The following is a 3301-nucleotide window of genomic DNA, read 5'->3' as shown; positions in this document are numbered from 1 at the left end:
TCCAGTAATGGAGAGCTGGCGACTGCGCCGCCAGTATTATCCCGTGAGCCGTCGATTTTCACTCTTCATAACATGGCGCCAGTGGTGCCCCGTCTGCTCGGCCACTGATGGCCGGTTACGAGCGGGGATAAACATGTTGGAGATCTACTTTTCTTCGTCGAAGACGCTGGAGCATCTGCGCAACGGGCCGTGCGGACCATTTCTAGATGGCTTTGCCGGTTCGCTCGAACGGGAGGGCTATGGACCCGATACGGCGGTGCGCTATTTGCGGGCGGCAGCTCACGTCGGCCATGTCATGGCAGAGCGCGATGCCAGCGTGAGCGACATCGATTTAGCAGCGTTCGAACAACATTTGAGGGCGTGCCAATGCCTGCGAGCCAAGGGAGGGCGCCGCAATCATCACACCATCTACGGTGCGAGGCTCTTTCGTCGGCACCTCGAGAAAATAGGCGTGTGCAAGCCGGCAGTCGCCGCGATGCACCCTGCTGAACCGCAGTTCGTCGCCGACTTTAAAGCATGGCTCAGCAAGCATCGCGGGGCATCTGATGCGACCATCGGGCTGTATGCGCGCAATGCGATCAGTTTTATGGCGGCACTTGGAGCGGAGCCGACACAGTGGTGTCCCGCCGATATTCGCTGCTATTTCATGACGCGCGCGAGCACATGCGGCCGCGGCACCATCGAGAAGATGACCACAAGCCTGCGGGCGTTCTTGCGCTACCTCGCCACGCAAGGGCATTGCCGCGCCGGCCTCGACAATGCCGTTCCGGCCTATGCCCATTGGCAGCTTGCCGAGATGCCGCGATATCTATCGAGCGAACAGGTCAGTCGCTTGATTGCCGCCTGCGATGGAGACGCCGGCGCGCGCAGGCGGGATCGTGCCATTGTTCTGCTGTTGGCTCGCCTCGGACTGCGGGCCGGCGACGTGGCACAGCTCCGCCTCATCGATATCGAGTGGCAGGCGGGATCGCTGCGGGTCACGGGTAAGTCGCGCCATGAAGTTCGCTTGCCGCTGCCCCAGGACGTCGGGGATGCGGTCGCGGCCTATCTCGAATGCCGACCGTCTTTCTGCCGAAGTGATCGCGTGTTCCTGAGCACGATCGCGCCCAGTCGCCCGTTCTTGAACGGTGACGCCGTTTCTTCGGTGGTCAGGCGCGTCATGAAGCGGGCTGGCCTCATGACACCGTTCAAGGGTGCGCACGTCCTACGCCACACCGCGGCAACAGAGATGCTGCGCCACGGGGTACCGCTCGACAAGATCGGTCTGGTCCTCCGACATAGTGGCATCGACACGACGGCCCACTACGCCAAAGCCGATGTCGCGCTTCTGAAGCAGGTGGCGCAGCCATGGCCGGAGGTACTCTGATGTTGAAGACCATCGAGACCTATCTCGCACTGCGGCGTGCCACGGGCTTTGCGATGTCGAATGCCGAGTATCTGCTCAAAAGCTTCGCCGGCTTCGCGGCTGAGCGCGGACAGGCGTATGTTCAAACGCAAACAGCCATCGATTGGGCTGCACTGGGACCGTCAATTGCACAGCGCGACGCTCGGCTGAAAGCTGTCTGCCGCTTCGCGCGCCATATCCGCATCGAAGACGTGCGGCACGAATTGCCCCCGGGCAATCACTTCGGTGCCCGCAAAAGGCGCCGATCACCGCACATTTACTCGGGCACGGAGATCGCTCGCCTGATCGAAACCGCTGGCCAGCTTCGACCTCAAGGAAGCCTGCGCCCGCTAACATATGCGACTTTGATAGCCCTACTCGCGGCCACGGGGCTGCGCATCTCCGAAGCTCTCAAGCTCACGTTCGCCGACATATCGAGCGACGGTTTGCTGATCCGCGAGACCAAGTTCCGGAAGACCCGTCTTGTGCCCCTGCACGATACGGCGGCGGCAGGCTTGCAACGCTACCTGCAGCGCCGCGGACCCGGCTCGGGAGATGATCCTGTGTTCGCCGATACACATGGCCAGCCACTTCGCTACATCGCAGTCAAAGAGACCTTTGACAGGCTGGTCGGCAAAGCTGGCATCCGACCATCGTCGGCGCACCGCCCGCGGCTGCACGATCTGCGGCACACATTCGCGGTGCGGGCACTACAAGACAGTCCGACGGGCCGAAATCGGTGCGGTGCGCATATGGTCGCGCTCGCAACGTACATGGGGCACGTCAACATCTACGCCACCTATTGGTATCTGGAGGCAACCGCCGACCTCGTGCGCGACATCGCCATGGCCGGCGATGCGTTCATGTCTGAGGGGAAACGAGCATGACACCCATCGCCCCCCTCATCGAAGCGTTCCTGCGCGAAACACTCGTCCATCAACGTGGCGCTAGCCGACACACCTGCGATTCTTATGCTCAGAGTTTCCAGCTCCTGTTCGAGTTTGCGGCTGAAAGGCTCAAGAACAGACCATCCAGGTTGATGCTGGAGCAGATCGATGCCGGCTTGGTCAGCGCCTTCCTCGAGCATCTTGAGGATCATCGTCATAACGCCGCCGTGACGCGAAACGTTCGCTTGGCGGCCATCAAGTCGTTCTTCCGCTTCCTCGAATACCGACAACCGGCGGCCCTCGATCAGGTCCGTCGCGTGCTTGCGATCCCGTTCAAGAAGACCGACACGCGTCTCGTTCCCTATCTACTACGCGAGGAACTGCAGGCGCTTCTCGACGCTCCAGACCCGGCAACGCGCGACGGCATCCGCGACCGCGCAATGTTGCATGTCGCCGTGTGTGCAGGGTTGCGCGTCTCGGAACTTACGGGCCTGACAATCGACAATATCGACATGGCGTCGATGAGCATACGCGTCGTCGGCAAGGGACGGCGGGAACGAGCGCTGCCGCTGTGGAAGCCGGCAGCCACCGCACTCCGCGCATGGCTCGCAATTCGTGGAAAGGTTGCGACGCCCGAAGTGTTCGTCAGTGTGCGCGGTGGACCGTTGAGCCGATGGGGCTTCGCCTATCTGCTCAAGCAGCACACCGCAGCCGCGGCACGGCAACAGCCAGGGCTCGCCAAAAAGCGTGTCTCGCCACATGTCCTCAGGCACACCTGCGCGATGATCATCCTGCAGGCGACCCAAGACATCCGGAAAGTATCGCTGTGGCTAGGCCATGCTACGATGACGACCACCGAAGTCTATACGCGCGGATATCCAACCGAAAAGCTCGAAGCCATGGAAGCGGTCGTGCCGCCGCATCTGCGTCGTGGGACATTCCAACCAACCGACAAGCTGATGGCGCTGCTGAAGAGCACAACGTAATGGTGAGTGGGGCTGGCGGCGAAATCGGCGAAGGGGCCAACGGG

The 3301-nt window shown here is 61.7% G+C and carries 3 protein-coding genes; all 3 read left to right on the top strand.

Annotation, left to right across the window (positions count from 1 at the left end; genetic code table 11):
* The first annotated feature begins 133 nt into the window (after window positions 1-133).
* From EBBID32_RS19990 to EBBID32_RS19980, 3 genes are read left to right on the top strand one after another with little or no spacing between them, the layout of a single operon-like run.
* Complete coding sequence (locus EBBID32_RS19990) at window positions 134-1366, top strand: tyrosine-type recombinase/integrase (RefSeq protein WP_231382265.1); 1233 nt, start codon at window positions 134-136, stop codon at window positions 1364-1366.
* On the top strand, window positions 1366-2271 hold the full coding sequence (locus EBBID32_RS19985) for a tyrosine-type recombinase/integrase (RefSeq protein ID WP_037492131.1): 906 nt from the start codon (window positions 1366-1368) through the stop codon (window positions 2269-2271). Before EBBID32_RS19990 ends, EBBID32_RS19985 begins: the two co-directional genes overlap by 1 nt.
* Window positions 2268-3257 carry a tyrosine-type recombinase/integrase gene (locus tag EBBID32_RS19980; RefSeq protein WP_037492127.1) on the top strand — a complete coding sequence of 330 codons (990 nt, stop codon included), beginning with the start codon at window positions 2268-2270 and terminating at the stop codon, window positions 3255-3257. The genes EBBID32_RS19985 and EBBID32_RS19980 overlap by 4 nt, the downstream gene beginning before the upstream one ends.
* Window positions 3258-3301 lie beyond the last annotated feature (44 nt).

The sequence above is a fragment of the Sphingobium indicum BiD32 genome, assembly GCF_000382885.1.
In the GTDB taxonomy this organism is placed as follows: Bacteria; Pseudomonadota; Alphaproteobacteria; order Sphingomonadales; family Sphingomonadaceae; genus Sphingobium; species Sphingobium japonicum_C.
This window is presented reverse-complemented; position numbering and strand designations above follow the sequence as displayed.

Excerpts from the sequence above, each read along its gene's own strand:
- EBBID32_RS19990 (WP_231382265.1), top strand. The coding sequence starts at position 134 with ATGTTGGAGATCTACTTTTCTTCGTCGAAGACGCTGGAGCATCTGCGC.
- EBBID32_RS19985 (WP_037492131.1), top strand. The coding sequence starts at position 1,366 with ATGTTGAAGACCATCGAGACCTATCTCGCACTGCGGCGTGCCACGGGC.
- EBBID32_RS19980 (WP_037492127.1), top strand. The coding sequence starts at position 2,268 with ATGACACCCATCGCCCCCCTCATCGAAGCGTTCCTGCGCGAAACACTC.